We start from the raw sequence: 19,492 nt of genomic DNA, 5'->3' as shown, positions 1-19,492 counted from the left end.
GCAAATCACCTCCTACAGGAAGTGAATCATGAACCACGCCTCACTGGAATCCCTCGCGATTCAAACTGAACGTCCGACGCTCTAGGTGGCGCTTTCAGGCATCGAACTCCTCAACGACGCGCACCGCCTCGGCAGCTTCGATTGCAGCAAAGCCGCGCTCGACGCCTGGCTGGCCGGCTTCGCCCGAACGAACCAGGCCCGCGGGTTTACCCGCGTCCAGATCGTTCACGACCAGGACGCAGTCGTCGGCTATTACGGCCTCGCGCCAGGCGTGATCCAGCCAAACAGCGCACCGCGCGCCATCCGCACCGGCCGGCGGCCGCCGCAGGGATTCATTCCCGCGCGACAATCAGTCATCGATCGCCCGCACCACCACCGCGCGGCCCACCACGATGTCGGCGCCGGCGACGCAGCGATGCAGCGCGTCCTTGACCGGGCCGCTGCCGACGCCTTGCCCGGCATCGCGGTGGTCGAGGGCGAGTTGTCCGATCAACAGGGTCGGATCGTGCCGGAGGCGTTACGCGCGTGGAGCTAGTGGCTTTTGTCGGCCAGCCAGAAGCTCACTCCTGGATCGAGCGCATGAGCACCAGCGGCAGGGTCCGGGCGCGCCGCCCTACGCCCGGCCGGGCTCTAGTCGCGGCGCCTCGCCGCTCCCCGGGCCGGCTTTCGCCGTCTCGGCCTTCGGGTGACGATCCCTCTCGCAGGGGCGAGGGAGAGGGCGGCCGGCGCGGGGCGGGGGGCGCTAGAGAGAAGGGAAAGTCACGATGTCGATGATATTCATAGGTGGATCACGCGAGATATTCGAGCTGCCGGAACCTGCCATCGCTCGCATCGGCGCGATCGTCGCTGCAGAGCACGGCGTGCTGATTGGCGACGCGTCTGGGGCCGATGCCGAGGCGCAGGGCCTGCTCGCTGGCTACGGCTACGAACATGTCGGGGTCTTCCATGCGGGCAAGGAACCTCGCAACAATCTGGGCGACTGGGCTGCCTACCATGTCCCGTCTCCTGAAGGCGCTCACGGGGTATTGGTTCCACGCTGCCAAAGACCGGGAGATGGCGCGGCGCGCCGACTTTGGCATGATGATCTGGGATGGCGCATCACCCGGGACGGCCGTCAACGTGCTTCGGCTCGCCATCGCGAACAAGCCGTGCGTCATTTACGATCTGGCCAGGGGCAGCATGGCGACGACGTACAATGTGGAAGACTGGTGCGCCATGCTCCGCCATGTCGGTCCGGACATTCGCCGCCAAGCCGAAGCCCGCATGACGCCGGACGAGCGTCGGGCGTTGCCAGGATGATGTACGGGCGGTCCCCCTGACAGCCCGGCGGGTCCGATTCGATATGCTTGATCCTGCCCCGCCCCCCAACTCCACTTTATAAACGGCCGGGGCCGGCCTCTCTCAAAACCGGCCCACGCGCAGAGCCGCGAGGCGTTGTGCAAGATGATCATCTTGATCTGTCTCGCATCTGAAGCGGGTGCAAGCGTGCCGAACATCCTGGCTTACTTGGTCATCCAACCTGGTTGCGAGGCCTCGCCGAGAGGGGCGTGAAGTTCGCTGCCAGTCGGTTCCGAACTCGAAACCGCTGTGCCGCCATGCCGAACACGCAAGGCGGTTCACGCGCCAGGCTGCTGTTCGAGGTATTTGACGACGCAGACGATGACCCGAGAGGCTGGCGGGGTAAGCCTTTTCCTGAGATCCGGCAGCGTTGCGACGGCGGTCAAGCGATGGCGGCCTGAGTTCTTGTCCATCTGCCGCATCCGGGGCCATTCCCGTTTCATGTCGCCTTTGTAGACGACCGCCTGCTTTGTGCGGTCAACCCCCGTTGGGGGTACACTCGGCGAATATTCAGGAAAATTCGATTTCTGTTTTTGTCTGCGGAAAGGCGAAGGCCTGCCCGTTATTTCTAGGCAAATAGAATTTTCCAGAATTTTCGCCGAGATGACCGCAGCAGGACGGCCCTCTCCTTTGGCGCCATCGGGAATGGTCCCGATGCAAGCGAAGGAGAACTACCATGGCCACCACGATCGCAAACCTCACCACCAAGGCCGACGGCTCGATGGAAGGCGTCTTTGCCACGCTCCGGGTCAACGCCCCGATCACCCTGATCCCGAACACCAACAAGTCGCGCGAGGACGCGCCCGACTACCGGATCGTCAACAAGCGCACTGGCTTCGAGATCGGAGCCGGCTGGCACCGCACCTCCCAGCGTTCGGGCGAGGAATACCTCTCCGTCAAGCTGGAAGCGCCTGAGATCGGCGTCATCTTCGGCAACCTCGCACCCGCCCCGGGCGGCGAGGAGAACAAGAAGGTCATCCTCTGGAACAACCCCCAGTGAGGCATCGGTGGCCGGCCCCGCAAGGGGCCGGCTCCCCACCGGCAAAAGGAGGTTGCAATGAGCCGCTACACTATCACTGTCACTGGCACCGTCACCGGAAAGGGCCACTCCGATCCAGACGCTGTCATCGGCTACGACCCACCGCTTCGGACCTACTTCCTGCAAGCGTTCCCGCACCAGGAAACCGACGAGCCCCGTCTTTGGCTTGGCACCCGCGATCGCGCGTTCGAAGCGCTTGACGATCTTCGCCATGCAGCCATCTCACACGGCTACGACTTCATGCCGTTGTCGCCCAAACTGGCGGCAAAGCTGGTCGGCGACAAAGCGGCAGCCAGTGCGCTTCCGGAGCGGGACGACTTCCTTGGTCAACTGCTGAAACACCTCAACCAATCCAAGTAGGCAAACATCTCAGGGCCCGCGACGAAGTATCGTCGCGGGCCCTTTTTTTCGCACATAGCAAGAGCCACGAACATCACCTGTCGCAACAGGCGATAGCGGCTCCATACCGTCGGTCATTCCTTCGGCAGTTTGTGCTTATGAATGCGGATATAATCCTGCACAGCCTTTCGCAGCAGTTCGGTCATGCTGTGGCCGTTGCTGATCGCCAGCAGCTTGAAATGGCGCTGCTCCGCAGCCGTCAGGTAATACCCGCAGCGGATCATCTCCTCGTCGCGAATCTTCTTGCCGGCTATCGGATCCTTTTTCTGACCCTGCCGCAGCAGCTTGCGAAAGTCAGGGCTTGCACCCGATGCCGGCTCGGGCGTCTGCGACATCGCCGATCCGACATTCGGCTCCAGCTTCTGCGCCTCGATCTTCGGCGATGAAATGAACATGCTCGGCAGTGCCGGCGGCTGCGTGGAAATCGCCTTCATCATGCGGGCTTTCTTGTCGTGACCGGGTTTCGGTGCGGTTTCTTCACTCATGCCGCGTTCCTTGTGGCTTCGATGAAGGTTTGCAGAAGGTCGTCGAAGACCCCTTCGCTCTCGGCAATCGCCTTCGCATCAGGCACCCCATGGCTGTAAAGGGTCTGCCCGGTCTGAAGATCGCGGTAGGCAACACGATTGTGCAGGACGTGTTCTGCAATCGGCGTGCCGTTGGCCTGGATGATGGCGCGCAGTTCGGTCAGGGCTCGCGCCCTGCCATCGATGATGGTCTGCTTGGTCAGCACGAATATCGCAGGCAGCGGTCTACCCCGGCTCTCGACCGCCAGCGGGATGTAGTGGTCAGTGATCTGGATGGCGGCGGTCACATCGTCGAGGGCAAAATAGACCGGCACGACAACAATGTCGGCGGCGTAGAGCCCGGCCATGAGGTTGTCATTTGTGGTGCCTTCCGTATCGATCAATACGACGGAGCGCTCACCGTTGTGAATGGCTGCGGCGTCAAGGACTTCCTGCGGGGTCATCGCGCTCACCAGTTGCAGCCTGTCAGGACGATTGCCAGCCTCACCCAGCATCTGGAACCAGCGGTTCATGTTCTGCCGCCGGTCGCCGTCGATGAGAGTGACCGAATAGCCCCGATGCAGCGCGACGGATGCGAGCGCGCGCAGCATCGTCGATTTGCCAGTGCCGCCCTTGGGGATCGCAGCGGAGATGATCATGGGGCCTCTTTCCGGCGTGGGCTCCCTGTGTCCATGTTAACAAGGACATAAGTCATCATGGACACAGGGAACGATATCACGGTCAAAACATGGTGACATAGTCAACGGGGAAGACTGGTTTGGCAACCCAGGCGCGCACCGATAAGGGCTCGTTCAGGGTGCAGTCACCAACGCGGCGGTTGCCATCTTCATGCGAGGAATGATCTGCCGGGCTGACCGGAGTGCAGACCGCCCTGATGTTTCCATGTTAACATGGAAACAAGTCTTCAACGCCACATCACAACAAATCACGATGGAGACATTGCGACGCTTGAGTCGGGCTGTGCCGTCGACAACTGCGCTGGTGAGAAAACACGCCCTCAATCATTTCTGCTTCTTCCTGGCAGGATAGCCTATTTTGTGATACACACAAAATAGGCGGCGCAGCCCTGGCGGGCCTTAGCGCCCGCAACGGGCTTGAGAGATGGATGCAGACGCCCAGAAAGCCGCGGTGAAGAGTGCGTCACGACGCTATGGCGAGGTGACGCACATCCGGTTTTCGGCTGACGAGCTGGCCAGCCTCAAAGCCATTGCGGAGCGGGACGGCGTGACCGTCAGCGAAGTCGTGCGGCGTCTTGTGCGGGCAGAGGCCGGGCATCTGCCTATCGCGTCAGAGGCGTTGCGGCCGGCGATCGTGGAGATGACTGATCAGCTGCGGCGCGTCGGCGTCAATTTCAATCAAGCCGTGCGTGCCATGAACGACGGCCGCATTCCTTCTGACGAGAATCTTGAGCAGGCGCTGATCGCCGTGGGAGACCTGGTGCGGCATTTTCGCGAGGAACTGAAGGCGATGACTGGCGGGTCACGCAAGGCGAGGGAGGCCAGGCCATGAGCGGTCGTCTTGCTGGCTACGCGGCCGAAATCGAACGCTATCTGCGGGGCGAGTCGGGAGCGAAGCGCGAGGACCTGGACAACGACGAGTCTCTGACGAGCGCCCGACGCGAGGCCGGTGAATTCCAGGCGATGAACAGTCATGAGCGGGCCGGCGGCGGCGGACGCCTCGGGCAAGGACAAGCAGGCTCGATGGGAGGTGGCGGCAGGAACGCCCCTCGTTCGTCGCCGGGAGGGACAGGAGTGGCGGGGAGCTCCATGTCGAGCAGGGCACCGAAGTCCACTGCTGCTGCGAGTTTGCCCAGGGCCGCTAGCGCCCCGATCATGGTCTATGGCGCCACGCTCGCCGGTTTCCGGCCGGAAGAGGAGGAGGAAGACTGGAAGCGGCGCGGCGGCGGCGGCCGTGGTACCGATCGCGCGAGCGCTACAGGACGAGCGGCGCGGGCGGGCTATCGGGCGCGCGCCGTGGCGGCACGGGCAGGCTATGCGGCGGGTGCGCAGCCTGCCGTGTTTAAGGTCATGCCCAATCCTCCGTCGACCAAGGAAGCCGCCGCCCGGCTGCTCAATTACATCGGTAAGCGCGACGACGAAAAAGGCGAGAAACACGACATCGAGATTTTCGACGAGGATGGGCAGGTGCTTGCGACAGGTGCCGCACGAAAGGCGTTCCTGGAGACGTTTTGCGAAACGTTCGAACCGCCCTTGGAAAATACCAATTTTATCGAAGCTCGTTTCGACCTCGCCGGCGAGGTCAGCGATGCCGCCTTGAGCGAGGCGTTGAACAAGGCCTTCGGTGCAAAACCGTTCCTCTATGCGCAGGATGGACAGACGGTGCAGGTATACGCGCACACCGATGAGCGGGCCGGACCGCTCGCCAAGGTGCTGGCCGGCGGTCGGGAAAATTCGCGCAGCAAGGCGCTCGACAAGATCGAGGCGCGCTTGTCCGAAGCAATGGGCGCGGCGGGGCTGGTAGCCAAGGCAGAGGTAACGGCGGCCGTGAGCCGTGAACCTAAAGCGAAATATTTCCTGCAGAAGTTCATCCGCACCAACAGCCACGTCCGCCACGCAAATGGCGAGCCCGTGCCTGGGGTGAAGAGTTCCACCAAGGCTGCGGCTGCGGTGTACGAACAATGGCGCCCGCAGTTTTCGGGGCGTGAACGCCGCAATGCCTATCACCTGCTTTTCTCGGCAAGAGCCGGCACCGATGCCAACGCCGTCATGGCCGCGGCGCGCGGCGTGCTCGAGGAGCGAGCGCCAGGATACAAGTTCGTCCTGGCGCATCACAACGACACCAAGCACGTCCATATCCATGCAATGGTGCAGGCACGGTCAGCCGACGGCGAGCGCCTGAAATTCTACAAGCCGGATCTCGCAGCCTGGCGCGAGACCTTTGCGGAAAAAGCACGCGAGAACGGCATTGCGATGGTGGCGACGCGGCGCATGGACCATGCGATGACGCGTCCGTTCACGAAGGAGCATGCCGGGGCTTATAGCCGCGCCCAGAGCGATCCGCGCTATCAGGTCAGCGCCAGGACGATCGAGCGAGTGGAGGCCAAGCGGCAACGCCGTTTGGATGGACAATCCCTAGTCGTGAACGGCGATGCAATCGCTGCCGCATGGCAAAAGACTGTGACGACGATGCGGACCGCGGGCATAGTCGGTCAGGCTCTCACGGCAGCGGAGTCGATCGGCAACAATTTTCTGCGGTTCCGTCGCGATCGGACAGGGGAGGGACAGCAGCCAGGTCCTGCCGCGGGTCGCGGAGCTGATCAATCGGGGCAAAAGTCTTTCCTGTCCCATCCCGGTATGAGAGAATTGAATGCACTGATAGGAGATTTGGACATGGCGCAGACCCCCTTGGAAATGCGGCGTCAGATGGCCCGCGTCAATCAGGCTCTGGACAACATGCGCGAGACGCTGCCGCCGGCGCATCAAGGACAGTTCGAACAGTATCGTGAAGAGGTGAACGACAAGATGCACGACCGTCTCGCGCGGCTGCAATTCGAGCGGCAGCAGCGTCGTGGTGGTGGCGGTGGCGAGCCGATCCCCGAGCGCGAGCCGCGAGGGCGAGACCTTCCAACTCGGGACGATCCCCGCGAGCCGGAGCAGCCGCGCACCGGCACCGAGCAGGAGAAGGTGGCAGCCAAGCAGAAGGACGCCAACAAACAGAAGGCACGGCAGTCGGAAGAGCAGGACCGCAAGACCCAGCGCTCAAATGATAACGATTACGAGCGCTGAGCCGAGCTCACTGCCGCCTGCGGCTAAAGAGACCGAGAGTGTTAGTGACCTCATGTGCCGAGGCCCATTTGGCGCCTACGAGGTTCAGGATGATGGCCACGCAGATCTCACGCCGCGCATGATCTTGAAATCTGCTTCGTGCCGCATTGCTGGATGGACTGAAGCTAAGGCTGGGACAGGCTGGTTTCAGGTCGGTCCAGGTAACCGCAGCGCCATAGGATCGATCGGTGACGGGCTCAAAGCCCGGTCGTAAGTTTGCTGATGGGTTAGGGTCCGGACTCATAACCGTCGGTCGACTGCGCTGGCGGCTCTGGTTGCCGTTAGTCGCGGGCGCTGAGCGGGGCTCGATAGGATCAACCGAACCTGCGATACTCAAGGCAATCTATTGGAGTGATGATGCGCATCGTAACCCGTCTCACTGATCGGCTTAAACTGCAGCATCCGATCATCAGCGCGCCGATGGCATTCGCATCGGGCGGGGAACTCGCAGGTGCGGTCAGTTCAGCCGGAGGGCTTGGGCTTATCGGCGGCGGCTATGGCGACGCTGATTGGCTGACGCGAGAGTTCGAGCGATCTGGCAACCGACCTGTCGGCTGCGGCTTCATAACTTGGTCACTCGCCAGGAACCCGCGCCTACTCGATAAGGCCCTGGAGCGGCGACCAAGTGCGATTTTCCTATCCTTTGGCGACCCGGCGCCTTTTTCGCCGGCAATACGGGCCGCCGGGGTCCCCTTGATCTGCCAGGTCCAGAGCCTCGACGACGCGCGCCGCGCTCTTGATGCCGGAGCCGACATTGTCGTCGCCCAAGGCGCGGAAGCCGGCGGTCACGGTGAGAAGCGAGCGACATTCACATTTGTTCCGGAGGTCGCGAACTTGGTACGGCGACGGGCGCCGGACACGCTCATCTGCGCGGCCGGCGGCATCGCCGATGGTCGTGGGCTTGCAGCGGCGCTGATGCTTGGCGCTGATGGCGTCGTGATGGGATCACGTTTCTGGGCCTCGTTGGAGGCTCTCGTTCATCCAAATCTGCACCAGGCTGCCCTTGCCGCGACCGGAGACGACACGGTTCGAACCTCGGTGATGGACCTAGCGCGCCGCCTGGATTGGCCATCGCGGTTTTCACTGCGCGTTCGGAAGAATGCTTTTACGGAAGCCTGGCACGGCAATGAGGCCCATCTCCTTGCCGACATTGACGCGCAGTCCGCTGCCTACCGGGAAGCGTGGGCAAGCGGCGATCCCACAATAGCCGCGATCATGATTGGTGAGGCCGCCGGCCTCATCCACGACATCGAGCCGGCGAGTGACATACTCCTTCGCACCGTTTCTGAAGCGATCACCCTGCTTCAGGGCGCAAGTTCGCTTCTGTTTGTCGAGGACAACTGTCACAGCCAGTAACTGACCGTAGCGGCTAGGCAGACGGCAGCGAGGAAGTTCGTGGCCGATCGATCGTATCTGGTGGCGATGCGGCGGAAATCCTTGAGCCGTCCGAACATGCGCTCGATGGCGTTGCGATCACGGTAGAGGAACGGGGAGAAGCAGTTCTTCCAGCGCCGGTTGGCTTCGGCGGAATGTTCGGCATCGCCCCTTTAGCCTAGACCTGTGGCGAATGGCATTGGTATCATAGTCCTTGTCGGCGTGCAGGATCGGGCTCTTGGGCATCTGCTCCAGAAGCAAATCTCCGGCGCTGCAATCGGCGACCTGGCCACCGGTCAAGAGGAAAGCGATCGGGCGGCACAGGCCATCGGTCAGGGCGTGGATCTTCGTGGTTCGCCCACCGCGCGACCGGCCGATCGCCTGATTTTGCTCCCCCCTTTGCCGCCAGAAGCGCAGCGATGCGCCTTCACGGCCGAAGAGTCGATCAGGACCTCAGCCGGAGGACCGCCAGCCGAGGCCAGGGCGTGGAAGATGTCGACCCAAACGCCTTTGGCAGCCCATCGGACAAAGCGATTGTAGAGCGTCTTTCTCGGCCCGTAGACTTGCGGGGCATCGACCCAGCGGCCGCCGGACTTGAGGACATGGACGATGCCGCCAATCGCTCGGCGGTCATCGATTCTTGGCTTGCCGCGCGTGTCGGTTGGCAGCAGCGCCTGCGGCCGCGAAACCTGCTCCCTCCGTCAGCCAGAAATAATCGCGATTCATCTGTGGCCTCCCTTTGGAGACCGTGACTCATAAAATCACCGTCAGTGGAATCCCTTGATGGGTCCGGATCCTAGCCTGAAAAATTCATGGGGGTTGGTGGATGTGGCGCAAGCCGTTGAAATGACGTAGGATTTGGTTGCTTAAGCCGATCCGAACCATTTCCCGGAGACCACACCCACCATGAACGATCTTGCGCTGCCGCTGAGCGGTTTGTCATCAGTCGGCGGCAAGTCCGTCGTCGCCCGTTTCGACGGCGGCATGCTGTCGTCCAACAGCGGCGTTCTGGCCTTGGCCGAGGTGGAAAAGCGGTTGCGGGTGGCCGAGCGTCTGGCGCGTTGCATCGACGATCCGCGCTGCCCGGACCAGGTCGTCCACAGCCTGGCGGACATGATCGGCTTTCGCATGAAGATGATCGCCGCCGGCTACGAGGACGGCAACGACGCCAACCGGCTGCGCCGCGATCCGGTCTTCAAGATGGCCCAGGATGCGCTGCCGTCGGGTCGGGATCTGGCGTCGCAATCGACGCTGTGCCGGCTGGAGAACCTACCCGGCGTGCGGGAGCTGGTCGCGATGGGACGGGCGATGGTCGATCTCTATTGCGCCTCGTTCCGGCAGGTGCCGAAGCGGATCGTACGCGACATTGACGACACCTTCGACGCTGTGCACGGAGGCCAACAGCTTCGCCTGTTCAATGCCCACCATGACGAGTACGGCTTCCAGCCGATCGTCGTGTTCGATGGTGCGGGACGGTTCGTCAGCGCGATCCTGCGACCGGCCAAGCGGCCGAGTGGGGCTGAGATCCGCCCCCACCTGCGCCGTCTGGTGCGGGCGATCCGGATCAACTGGCCGAACATTCGAATCCTGCTCCGCGGCGATAGCCATTATTGCAACCCGCAGGTCATCGACTGGTGCCGCGCCAACGACGTCGACTTCATCTTTGGCCTCGCGCCCACCACGACCCTGCGCAAGCATGTCGCGGATCTGGAGGCCAGCACGACGGCGCGCTTCGAAGCGTCGGCCAAGACAGGCAAGGTCCGCAGGTTCAAGGAGTTCGTTGGCCGCTAGTTGGAGCCGCGTCGAGCGCATCATCGCGCGGGTCGAGGTCGGCGCCCAAGGTGGCGATATCCGCTTCGTCGTCACCAACCTTGCCGGTGGGAAGGCCAAGGCGCTCTACGAGGATGTCTACTGCCGGCGCGGCGCGGCCGAGAACCACATCAAGTCGTGGAAGACGCATCTTGCCGCCGACCGCACATCCTGCACCAGAGCGACGGCCAACCAGTTCCGGCTATTCCTGCATGCCGGTGCTTACTGGTTGATGTGGGGCTTGCGGGCCGCGATGCCGAGGCGCTCGAGCTTTGCCGTCGCCCAATTCGACACGCTGCGATTGCGCCTCATCAAAATCGCTGCGCGGGTGGTCGAGATGAAATCGCAAATCCGCCTGCACCTGCCGACATCGTGCCCCGACCAGCGCATCCTGCGCATCGTCCTCGATCGCATCCCCCAACTCGCGACATAACGATGGGGGCAGACGCCCCGAAACGAACCCGTCGACCGCAACCTGCAAACCCCCGCCTGCCATCACGACGGAGCAATCCCGGCGCCTGACGAGGCGCGTGGAAAAGCACCGCAACGGCGACCACAACGTCGCTTCAGGCCGTCAAAAGCTTATCGCCGTGCATCAAGGCGGCTAGGTAGGTGTGGCCCGGCTTCGTTGAATCCGCTGCGGGCCAGCTCTCTGATAGAAATCGGCGCCGTCGTCCCAGGCTTTCCATGGGCATCGTTTCCCGCGCGGAATGAAGGTCTCCTTCCCGAAGGCGGCAATTCCTAACTCGGTGCGATGCCCGATTTGCGGTCAGGCTGCATCCGCCTTTTCTTCCAGACCAAGTAATCGCTTCGGCCAGAGCGCCGGCGGTGTAGAATTGTCTTGCGCTATCCCTAGCAAATGCGCTCATGCTGCTATTCCTCCACGGGCACCTGCGCCGGGAGGGCACCTCTAAACGCGACCGATAGACCGAGGGGAGGGCTCAACCCAATGAGCAGGGTGGCGCCCGCAGATGCGACTCCAGCTTCGTCGGCGACATTTGCGCCGCTCGAGAATGCAACTTTCCGATCGATCTGGCTTGCTACGCAGGTGTCCAGCTTTGGCTGGCTAATTCAAACTGTCGCCATCAGTTGGCTGATGGCGACCATTTCGACTTCCGACGTGATGGTCGCCTTGGTGCAGGCTTCGACGACGTTGCCTACATTCATCCTGTCGATCATCGCCGGAGCCCTGGCTGATAATTTCAGCCGCCGCAACCTGATGTTCGCTGGCTGGTCCGTGATAGCGCTGTCCTCGGCGATGCTGACGGTTCTTGCAGGCTTGGGAATTTTCAATCCATGGATGGTTCTTGCATTCAGCTGTTTGGCCGGAGCGGGCGCCGCTTTCACCGATCCCGCTTGGCACGCGTCGGTCGGCGACATCTTACGAAAACGCGAAGTTCCAGCCGCGGTTACGCTCATCTCGGTTGGATATAACGCTGTTCGAAGCGTCGGTCCGGCGCTTGGTGGCATTGTCGTTGCCTCCTTTGGACCTTTGACAGCTTTCGCTGTGGCGACGCTGACCTATCTAGCGCTGCTGTGGACCATAGGGCGCCGCAAATGGGATGTTCGCTCGTCCCCCCTCCCGCGCGAGCCATTGACCACGGCCATTCATGACGGAGCGCGCTTCACGGCGCTATCGGCGGAGATCAAGGCGGCAATCGCGCGTGGCGCGCTTTTTGGCCTGACCAGCATCTCCATACTCGCGCTCCTGCCTGTCGTTGCCCGCGATCAATTAGGCGGAGGACCGATCGTTTATGGCATCCTGATGGCTGGCTTCGGGACCGGCGCCTTGTGCGTCGGCATCTGCAACAATGTTTTGAGACGGTCGCTCTCCCAGGAGCGACTGACAATACTGGCATGCATTGCTTGCGCGGCGTGTTGTTTATCTCTTGCTCTCACGTCTTCAGTGGCAGTGGCGGCTATTGCGCTGGCGCTCGGCGGCGCGGGATGGGTTGTCACCTGGACGGGGCTCGACGTAAGCGTTCAATTGGCAAGCCCAAGGTGGGTCGTTGGTCGCACGCTCTCGATCTATTATGCCCTTTCGTCGGGTGGTATCGCGGCCGGCAGTTGGCTGTGGGGTACGGTGGCTGAGAACTATTCGCTTGCCTCAGCCCTGGAGATTTCAGCTGCTGCGCTACTGATGGTCGCGGCCACCGGGTTCCTGTTGCCGATCCGTCAATGGCAAGACTCCGATCAGGATCCTTTTGGCTTCGAGACACCGCAACTCGCTCTCGACCTGAAGCCGAGAAGCGGCCCGATCGTCATCAAGATCGAGTACTCAATACCGGAGGCAAACGTCGAAGCTTTCCTCGATCAGATGCAGGAACGACGGCGAGTGCAAAGCCGTGTCGGCGCCAGGCACTGGAACCTCCAGCGCGATCTTCAGGATTCCTCGCTTTGGACAGAAACCTTCCGCACGCCGACCTGGATGGACTATCTGCGCCTTAACCATCGCCTCACAGCGGCGGACAAGGAATTGGACCAACGTCTGCTCGAATTGAACATGGGTGGAAACCCACCTCTTACTAAACTTTCGATTGAGCGGCCGACCGGGGCAACCCGCAAGCGGGATCAACCGACGCGATTTTTCTTCCGCCGGTGATCGCAGGCTGTTGTCAATAGAGCTTCAAGGGTGAGGGTAGATGACCGGCTTGGTAAGATTTGAGAGGCCAGTTGTGATTCAGATTGGCCGCTATACAGAACGCACCGTGTTCGATGTTAATGATGCGGCCTCCATCCTGCTGCGGGATCTTGCTGGTCGTCAGACGGAGAAGCACAGGGCAGCTATGGACGCCTGTCTGAAGGTTATACGAGGTGAGCTTCATCCACCCGCCGCCCGCAGGGCTTTCGTCGCGGTCGCGCGCGAAGCAAAGATTCTACGCTGCGATTGACTGGAGTGCTCAAGCGGCACCGCCCGGCAACTGGCGGCTGATACGGAAGGCCTGAGGCATGACGTTGCCGCTCTTCTATCTGACACGAGCAGGGCGCAGCAGTTCCTACCCGTCGACTACATCGGGCAAGGTGTCTTCGACGACGCTCAAATTTCGGTCGAAAGCTTCTTTGTCGGATGCGTGGGCCCGGAGAGAGCGCACATTGTTCAGGATCGCCGCCACCGCCGCTTCTTTATCGGGTGCTATCCTTGTCGTGACCGCTTTAGCCGCCAACGCGGAAAAATCTATGGCTGCATAAACTGGTACGGCTACAGCGTCTGTTGATTTCAGCCGTTCTTTTACGATTGCGCGCCGGCCCTGCGGCAGAGCCATACGACCCGCTTTTGCGGCAAATGTCGCGCCGCGCCGCAGGCGCGTCTGCAAGAGGCCTGAGCGGTACGCCGGTGCTTTCGGCACAATAGTTGGGAGCGCAGTAGATTGAACCGCCGCAGAGGAGTCCAACGCACGGCTTTTCGTGCGCGAAGCGTCGGTATAGGCGGGCAGGGGCATGAACGCGCGTTTGGCGAGCTGGCCGTCGGCGAAATAGAAATTGCGCGTGCCGAGGATTGGCAGTTCGCCACGCGGCAAAATGATGACCTTGTTCTTGTCGAGCGTGCGGATTTCATCCGGCCGCATCAGGGGCCGCCGCACTTCCTTTCGGTGGACCGAGCGCGTGTAATAAGTGTCGAACAACGTTGCCTTGGTGCGCGTCACGTCCTTTTGCACGTCCGACGTTTCGCCGAGTTGCTCGGAAACGTAGCGCAGATCGTCAGCGTCCTGCGCACCGAAAAAGATCTGCACGCGAGCGGCGTTGATGAGTGTCTTGCGCCCCTCCTGGCGATAGATCTCGTCTACAGCCTTCAGCGACTGTACGAAAAACCACATCGAAACACCGTTGCCGCCGAGCACGCTCGCCATTTCGGTCACGTTCTCGAGCTTGCCGAGGTTCTGGAACTCGTCGAGCAGCACAAGTACCGGATGCTCGCCGGGCTGCGGCAGACTTTCCGACATGAAGTTCATCATCTGCGTAATCAGGACGTTGAACAACGGTCCAAGCGACGTAATCTGCTCGCGCCGCACGTCGAGATAAAGAGAGATCCGGTCGCGCTTGAGCTTGCGAATATCGAACGTGCTGCGCGACGTAGCTCGCATTAGGCGCTCGTTGAGAAAGGGGGCCATGCCGGTGCGGACGCCGGCGTAGATTCCGGAAAACTGCCGCTCAGACATCTCAAAATATGGCAGCAAGGTTTGCAGCGTGAAATGCGAGCATTCGCGGCGGCGTTCCTCGCGCAGCGAGCCGATGAATTCCAGGAGCGGCTGCTCGGCGCCGTTCATGATCTCGAGGATTGTGGCAAAGGTCTTCTTCTCGTTCGGGATCGCTGGCGATTCCATGACGAAGGACGCTATGCCGGTAAAAAGGAGGCGGGCGTCATTAACCCAATACGGGTCTGAATTTGAGGGCGGTCGCGGAAACAGCGCCGCAGCGATATTGCGAAGGTCAATGTCGCGCTGCGCCGAATCCAGTGAAATAAAGTCCATGGGATTGTAGCATGCGGTGTTGCCGTCGGGATCAGCTGGCGCGAAACGCACCACGCGGCTCATGGTTGAACGGTAGCCGGCGGTGGCCGCATAGGTCTCGCCACGCAGGTCGAGGACCACGAACGAATGCGGCCAGGTCAGGGCGTTCGGGATGATGAGAGAAGTGCCTTTACCGGAGCGCGGCGGCCCTATGACGAATCCGCCGACATCATCGCCATCAATCCACAATTTCTTGCCGCCGATCAGCCTGCGCTGCATCAAGCGGATCTTGCCGGAGCGCTGATCGCGGCCGGGCGACAGAATTCCGGTAAGCCTGCCGCCGGCTCGACCGATGAAGACGCCGCCAACTTTCGTCAGGCCGGTTTTCGATACGTCGCTCATCGTCATGAAGCGAGAATCATTGCGCTTTCTCGGACGCATGAGAAACAAGCTGACCAGTGGCAAGAGAAACCCTAATGCTCCCGCGGCAACGGCGTATTGTACCCGGCCAAAATTCCTCGCTATCGTATCCGCCCAGGCCAGACGAACGACCGGCAAGGGATTGGCGTTCAACTGGTCGAACAGGACGTGGGAGCCAGTCCTGAACCAATCTGTCGCGGCATAGGCGACCGTGAAGGCCAGGGCGCCCAGGGCCATCGCCATGAGCACCATGAAAATTGCTGTTGCGATTTTCTGCATGGATAGACCCCGCTAGATCGTCTCCGCCTTGGTGAACTTGATCTCGCTGATGCCGCGCCGTCCGCCTTCGGTGCGGACCATCTGGACGACCACCGGAATGACCTCGCGCAGGTAGTCGAGGATTTCGCCTCGTGAGAGGCCCGAGCTGCCCTGCATGACCATCAGCGCCAGCCGCTCGTAGGCGGACCGGGCGGAATTGGCATGAACGGTCGTGAGCGAACCGGGATGGCCGGTGTTGATCGCCTGGAGGAATGCGAAGGTTTCAGCGCCGCGCAATTCCCCCAAAAGCAGACGGTCGGGTCGCATGCGAAGCGAGGCTTCGAGCAGCTGTTGGGCGGAGACTTTGGCAAGCCCCTGGTCGCCCTTCGGGGCTATCAAGGTGACGTTGTTGGGAGCCGGCAGCCTCAGTTCGCGGGTGTCTTCGATCGTGATGATCCGCTCATGGGCCGGGATCTCCTTCAAGAGCGCATTCAAGAACGTCGTCTTGCCGGTCGACGTGCCGCCAGAAACGACGATCGAGACACGGTTGCGCACCGCATATTGCAGGAAGTCCATCGGCGAGGTGTCGTGCAACATCTCGACAAGTCGTTTTTCTTCGGTTGACAGCGCCAGGCCGCTGCCCATCGCAGTGTTCTCGAATGCGCCAAGATCCTTGTAGGCAGCAAGGCTCATATCCATGATGACCTGCTTGCGGATCGAGATCGCCCCGCCTTCGGGAGCCGCCGGCGGCAAGATGCATTGGATGCGCTCGCCTGAGGGTAAGGCGGCCGACAGGACCGGTTTTTCTTCGTTGATGACCTGATTTGTCGCCGAGGCGACGCCGGTCGAGATATGCCTAATCCAGCCGGGCGTGACTTCGCGCTTGACGACGTGCTCCATTTCCTTGGCGCCGAGGCGTTCGATGAACAATTCACCCGGCCTGTTGATTGCAATCTCGGAAACGGAATCTTCGTTCAAGTAGGACCATATCGGCTCCAGATGAGCCCGCAGGACCGGGGCTCTCGCCCAAGGGTCGGGGAGGGGATGGACGGCATTCATTTCACCGGGCTCCCATAGCCGGGATAAAAATGATCCTTTGGCGTCGCGTAGAGAGGCGTCGGATCGATCGCCGTCTTCGGCGGCCCACCGGCCTTCAGGCATGCAACTTCTTCCTGGACGGGATCGGCGTATAGGTCCGAGAAATCGAGATCTCGCCGCACCAGCACGACGACCGATGTGCCCTGGTCGACGTAGACTGTCGGGCCAATGTTCTGCGTGTCGCGAAACGCCTCTTGCGCGAGTTGCTGCAAGGCGGTCGATGACTTATCAAACGCGATGCTGCGGGCGTCGCGCTGCGAGCCATTGCCACCATAAGTTACGGTCGTGGTCTCACCTGTTACGGGATCGATTGTCGACACCTGGCGCTGTTGGCCATCTTGCCCGCTATCGCCAAGCGAGGACAGATATTCAGAGACTCCGCCAACGACGGAAAGCATGATGGCGTTGCCGTACCGTGCAACCCAGTGCGTATCGACACGGCCGCCCATGCCGCCGCGGCCGAGCGCGTCGGCACCAGGCGATTTGATGTCGACGGAAATGCCATCCGAGCGGATTACCCTGCTCCAGACGATGAAAACACGCTTTTGACCACGCGCAAGCCCCGAGCGGTATTCTCCGGTCAGGCGCGAGCCCTTCGGAATGAGGATCCGCCTGCCGTCGAGAGAGAAGACATCCTCACGCACAACAGCGCGCACCGCGCCGGGAAGGTCAGTGTTGATCGCGGTTTCCAAATAGCCGCGAATGATCGTGCCTTCAGGGATCAACGCATCGGTGCGTCGGAAGACCCTGGCTTTGACGATGCCGGAAGAACTTGCCTCAGACTGCGCCAGGAATGCCTTGTTGGGATCACTGTCGGCGCCGGGGACCGGAATGATCTGACCGTCGGGCGCGATCTCGACCTGCGCCGCCTGGGCGCCGGCATCCGTCGAGCCGGTTTGATCATTCGTCACCATCTGGTTCGAGCGCAGGCGTTCCCACACCGCTTTTTCGCGCTCGGCGGCCTCTGCGTTACGGCGAGCCTCTTCCTCTGCCGCGGCCTTGCGGCGGGCTTCTTCCGCCTCGGCCTTGCGGCGAGCCTCCTCTGCCGCCATTTGCGCCTCCAGCGCGCGCCGCTGCGCGTCAAGGTCGGCACCCTCCTGCACGGTCTGATCGACATTGGCAGCCTGTTGCGCGCCGCTCTGGTCGGCGGCCGGTGGCGGCACCACGATCTGCTCGATGGTGCCGTCGGCAGGTTGAGGCGGGTCGTTCAACGCCGGCGGGCGGAATTCGGGCGGATTGAAGTTTTCCTCGCCATCGCTGCTAACATCACGCGATACCGGCTCCCGGGGCCAGTTAAGCCATATCAGCGCGCCTACCAACACTACGCCGAGGCCGACCAGGGCGATCCTGGTGCCCACGCCCGCACCGCGGCGCGCGAGCGTCGGGCTGCCGTCCAGTTGGTTATAATCGATCTGGGTCATCACCGCCCTCCGCTGGATCCGAACAGGGTGGAACCGCCTGTCAGTTTCGTTGGACCGTAGACTTGCTCGACGGGATCGATGGCGTTGGGTCGCGCCCGGTTGTAGAGGCAGAGCGTCTTGCCATCGGCCCGCAAGGTGAATTGCTGCGCGACCTTGTCGATGACTGTGTATTTGCCCTGCGTGCGAACGTTGACCAGCGACTCATTGCGCTTGTCGTCGACAACGAAGATCGCCGGAATATCGTCCTTGAACTCCAGAAACACCTTGGTGCCGTCGTCGAATACGGTGCGCGGCTTCAAGCTGTCGTCACCCTTGTAGGCATAGTCGTAATTGAGATCGGCATAGTTCAGGTCCTTCAAATCCGGATCGGCGGCGCTCTCTTTGGCCTGTGAGAGCAGGCGCGCGTTGATATCCTCGTCCGGGTATTTGAACCGGACCTGGAACGATGCCCGGTCACGGCTATTGTCGGTTGCCTGCAGCAGCAAGGAATAGACGCGCCGGTTGGTGACCACGTTGACGTTGGTCCACGCATCGCGCTCCAGCGGCTTTACGAACAGAAATCGCGATCCGCGTTTGGGGATGATCGACCAGCCTTTCGTGTCGCCAGCCGACACGGTTTCGATGACTTCGGTCGGGCTAAGCTCGACCATCGTTGAAATGCCAAGAGCGGCGCGCACCGACGTCACATCGTCATTGTTGAAGGTGACATACCGAATCCGGCCGTCGCGTGCGGCCGCGCCGTGCATCGTGCCGAGCAGAAGGGTGGCCGACAGGGCGAGGCTCACGCGCCATCTCATTGCAGGCTCCCCGCGGCCGGCGCCGATTCCTGGTCGCGGCGGTAATCCGTAACCTGAAATCCCAACGGGTTGTCGAAACGCCATTCGTTCTTGAGCGGCGTTGAGGTGTAGCGGAATTTTATGACCGCCACCCAATTGTCGGCGGTGGACGAGTTGTCCCGCCGCGTCGTCGTGGCAAAGCGCACCGAGGCTGTATTGCGATTGAGCAGGGAAACTGACTTGATCTCGACCGAGACAGTGACATTGCGGCCAAAAATCTTGTCCAGCGAGTGCGGATTTGCAGGCGTGAAAAGCCATGTCAAATCCTTGGACGCGGCGTCGGTCGAATAGAGCTGTGCCAGGTCGTAATTCTGTTTCAGTTCTCGCGAATCGTAGGTTTCGCGGGCCCTGATGTAACGCACAAGATTGGCCGCCGTGACGGCCTCGTTCTGCGATAAATCTCCAGGCTTCAGCGCGCGCATGATCTCGAGGTAGCCCGTCGATTTGTCGACCTCGACAACGTACGGTTCGAACTGCCGGAGTGGCAGGATCAGCACGAGCGCCAGCAGCGACAGCACCGCAACCAGTCCCGAAATGCCGCTGACGATCCAGGCCAATGTACGCGATCGACGCATTGACCTGTGCGTGTCGTCTTCCCAAGTCGCGCCCGCCCTGTAATAGCGCTTGTCGACGAGTTCGCTGCTGCGGTCAGCAGCTGCTTCTACTGGATTTGACAATTTACCATTGCCTCGTTTGCGCGACACATCCTGATCCAGGCCGCGATCGGTGATCGTTCTTGTGTT

18 protein-coding genes and 2 pseudogenes are annotated in these 19,492 nt (G+C 61.5%); 10 read left to right on the top strand and 10 right to left on the bottom strand.

Annotated elements, in window-relative coordinates; all coding sequences use genetic code 11:
* The first annotated feature begins 85 nt into the window (after window positions 1–85).
* Window positions 86–535 (top strand): N-acetyltransferase, encoded by a 450-nt coding sequence (locus NKJ32_RS28970; protein ID WP_352453817.1) that lies wholly within the window; start codon window positions 86–88, stop codon window positions 533–535.
* Window positions 536–788: 253 nt separating this feature from the next.
* On the opposite strand, the gene NKJ32_RS28965 is transcribed toward NKJ32_RS28970, so the two are convergent.
* Window positions 789–995: a hypothetical protein gene (locus NKJ32_RS28965; protein WP_352829621.1), complete on the bottom strand. Its 207-nt coding sequence runs from the start codon at window positions 993–995 to the stop codon at window positions 789–791.
* Between NKJ32_RS28965 and NKJ32_RS28960 the strand changes: the two genes are divergently transcribed.
* Complete coding sequence (locus NKJ32_RS28960; RefSeq protein ID WP_352829620.1) at window positions 994–1,299, top strand: hypothetical protein; 306 nt, start codon at window positions 994–996, stop codon at window positions 1,297–1,299. The genes NKJ32_RS28965 and NKJ32_RS28960 overlap by 2 nt on opposite strands.
* 317 nt (window positions 1,300–1,616) lie before the next feature.
* On the opposite strand, the gene NKJ32_RS28955 is transcribed toward NKJ32_RS28960, so the two are convergent.
* Entirely contained in the window at window positions 1,617–1,751 is a 135-nt protein-coding gene (locus tag NKJ32_RS28955) for a hypothetical protein (protein ID WP_352829619.1), read from the bottom strand.
* 263 nt (window positions 1,752–2,014) lie between these two features.
* Between NKJ32_RS28955 and NKJ32_RS28950 the strand changes: the two genes are divergently transcribed.
* Window positions 2,015–2,338, top strand: a complete 324-nt coding sequence (locus NKJ32_RS28950; RefSeq protein ID WP_023803002.1) for a DUF736 domain-containing protein — start codon at window positions 2,015–2,017, stop codon at window positions 2,336–2,338.
* A gap of 57 nt (window positions 2,339–2,395) precedes the next feature.
* Window positions 2,396–2,737, top strand: a complete 342-nt coding sequence (locus NKJ32_RS28945; RefSeq protein WP_352829617.1) for a hypothetical protein — start codon at window positions 2,396–2,398, stop codon at window positions 2,735–2,737.
* Between the two features lie 113 nt (window positions 2,738–2,850).
* On the opposite strand, the gene NKJ32_RS28940 is transcribed toward NKJ32_RS28945, so the two are convergent.
* Window positions 2,851–3,261, bottom strand: a complete 411-nt coding sequence (locus tag NKJ32_RS28940) for a hypothetical protein (protein ID WP_352453813.1) — start codon at window positions 3,259–3,261, stop codon at window positions 2,851–2,853.
* A complete protein-coding gene (locus NKJ32_RS28935) occupies window positions 3,258–3,938 on the bottom strand; it encodes a nucleotide-binding protein (RefSeq protein ID WP_352453812.1) in 681 nt (226 codons plus the stop codon). The genes NKJ32_RS28940 and NKJ32_RS28935 overlap by 4 nt, the downstream gene beginning before the upstream one ends.
* A 463-nt stretch (window positions 3,939–4,401) precedes the next feature.
* On the opposite strand from NKJ32_RS28935, the gene NKJ32_RS28930 reads away from it, so the two are divergent.
* From NKJ32_RS28930 to NKJ32_RS28920, 3 genes are all read left to right on the top strand, one after another.
* Entirely contained in the window at window positions 4,402–4,809 is a 408-nt protein-coding gene (locus tag NKJ32_RS28930) for a plasmid mobilization protein (protein ID WP_352708966.1), read from the top strand.
* Window positions 4,806–7,046: a relaxase/mobilization nuclease domain-containing protein gene (locus NKJ32_RS28925; RefSeq protein ID WP_352453810.1), complete on the top strand. Its 2,241-nt coding sequence runs from the start codon at window positions 4,806–4,808 to the stop codon at window positions 7,044–7,046. The genes NKJ32_RS28930 and NKJ32_RS28925 overlap by 4 nt, the downstream gene beginning before the upstream one ends.
* A 396-nt stretch (window positions 7,047–7,442) precedes the next feature.
* On the top strand, window positions 7,443–8,441 hold the full coding sequence (locus NKJ32_RS28920) for an NAD(P)H-dependent flavin oxidoreductase (RefSeq protein ID WP_036246111.1): 999 nt from the start codon (window positions 7,443–7,445) through the stop codon (window positions 8,439–8,441).
* On the opposite strand, the pseudogene NKJ32_RS28915 reads toward NKJ32_RS28920, so the two are convergent.
* Window positions 8,429–9,185: pseudogene (locus tag NKJ32_RS28915) on the bottom strand (IS5 family transposase). The gene NKJ32_RS28920 and the pseudogene NKJ32_RS28915 sit on opposite strands and share 13 nt — an antisense overlap.
* 180 nt (window positions 9,186–9,365) lie before the next feature.
* On the opposite strand from NKJ32_RS28915, the pseudogene NKJ32_RS28910 reads away from it, so the two are divergent.
* From NKJ32_RS28910 to NKJ32_RS28900, 3 genes and pseudogenes are all read left to right on the top strand, one after another.
* Window positions 9,366–10,701, top strand: a pseudogene (locus NKJ32_RS28910) (IS1380 family transposase).
* A 516-nt stretch (window positions 10,702–11,217) separates the two neighbouring features.
* Complete coding sequence (locus NKJ32_RS28905) at window positions 11,218–12,870, top strand: MFS transporter (protein WP_031195547.1); 1,653 nt, start codon at window positions 11,218–11,220, stop codon at window positions 12,868–12,870.
* 40 nt (window positions 12,871–12,910) lie between these two features.
* The gene (locus NKJ32_RS28900; protein ID WP_352453430.1) at window positions 12,911–13,159 is read left to right on the top strand and encodes a DUF982 domain-containing protein; all 249 of its coding nucleotides are present in this window, start codon (window positions 12,911–12,913) and stop codon (window positions 13,157–13,159) included.
* A 105-nt stretch (window positions 13,160–13,264) separates the two neighbouring features.
* Here the strand turns inward: NKJ32_RS28900 and NKJ32_RS28895 are convergent, their stop codons facing one another.
* Genes NKJ32_RS28895 through NKJ32_RS28875 form a run of 5 tightly spaced genes read right to left on the bottom strand, consistent with a single transcriptional unit; the run spans window position 13,265 to window position 19,426 of the window.
* Window positions 13,265–15,415, bottom strand: a complete 2,151-nt coding sequence (locus NKJ32_RS28895; RefSeq protein WP_352453431.1) for a type IV secretory system conjugative DNA transfer family protein — start codon at window positions 15,413–15,415, stop codon at window positions 13,265–13,267.
* A 12-nt stretch (window positions 15,416–15,427) separates the two neighbouring features.
* Window positions 15,428–16,453 carry a P-type DNA transfer ATPase VirB11 gene (virB11, locus tag NKJ32_RS28890; protein WP_502898891.1) on the bottom strand — a complete coding sequence of 342 codons (1,026 nt, stop codon included), beginning with the start codon at window positions 16,451–16,453 and terminating at the stop codon, window positions 15,428–15,430.
* Entirely contained in the window at window positions 16,450–17,913 is a 1,464-nt protein-coding gene (virB10, locus tag NKJ32_RS28885) for a type IV secretion system protein VirB10 (protein ID WP_352829614.1), read from the bottom strand. Before virB10 ends, virB11 begins: the two co-directional genes overlap by 4 nt.
* Window positions 17,913–18,710 (bottom strand): TrbG/VirB9 family P-type conjugative transfer protein, encoded by a 798-nt coding sequence (locus NKJ32_RS28880; protein ID WP_352453434.1) that lies wholly within the window; start codon window positions 18,708–18,710, stop codon window positions 17,913–17,915. Before NKJ32_RS28880 ends, virB10 begins: the two co-directional genes overlap by 1 nt.
* The gene (locus NKJ32_RS28875; RefSeq protein ID WP_352453435.1) at window positions 18,707–19,426 is read right to left on the bottom strand and encodes a VirB8 family type IV secretion system protein; all 720 of its coding nucleotides are present in this window, start codon (window positions 19,424–19,426) and stop codon (window positions 18,707–18,709) included. The genes NKJ32_RS28880 and NKJ32_RS28875 overlap by 4 nt, the downstream gene beginning before the upstream one ends.
* Window positions 19,427–19,492 lie beyond the last annotated feature (66 nt).

The sequence above is a fragment of the Mesorhizobium sp. M0159 genome (assembly GCF_040322295.1).
Lineage (GTDB): Bacteria > Pseudomonadota > Alphaproteobacteria > Rhizobiales > Rhizobiaceae > Mesorhizobium.
The sequence above is the reverse complement of the archived record's forward strand: the minus strand, read 5'-3'. Positions and strand labels throughout refer to the sequence as shown.